Origin of the sequence: Natrialba sp. PRR66 (assembly GCF_034808065.1) — an archaeon.
Classification (GTDB): domain Archaea; phylum Halobacteriota; class Halobacteria; order Halobacteriales; family Natrialbaceae; genus Natrialba; species Natrialba aegyptia.
In genome coordinates, this window is the sequence record NZ_JAXHGN010000045.1 from 1 (window position 1) to 289 (window position 289).

At 67.5% G+C, this 289-nt stretch carries 1 pseudogene; it reads right to left on the reverse strand.

The window, feature by feature from the left end:
• Positions 1-289 (reverse strand): annotated as a pseudogene (locus tag SM755_RS23420) (phosphoribosylglycinamide formyltransferase); the annotation flags it as partial.

Sequence of the window (289 nt, forward strand, 5' to 3'; positions counted from 1 at the left end):
GTTGTAGTTGTTGTAGCTGAGCGCCTTCGCCCCCTCGTTCAGTTGGGGTGCGTCCACGACGCTTTCCTCCTCGCAGGTGCGGTCGGCGTACAGCGCGGCGTCCTGATGGGGGTTTTCGCCGTATCGCAGGTCAGCCGCGCGGTCCTCGCTCTTGCCGCGGTGGGTGGGCAGGTCGGCGTCCTCGTCGCCGTCTTCTCTGACGGGTTTGGCGTCGCGGTCGACCCCCACGCGGTCCTCGGCGAACCACTTCACTGCGCGCGGGTACGCCTTGAACTCGCCCTGGTACAGC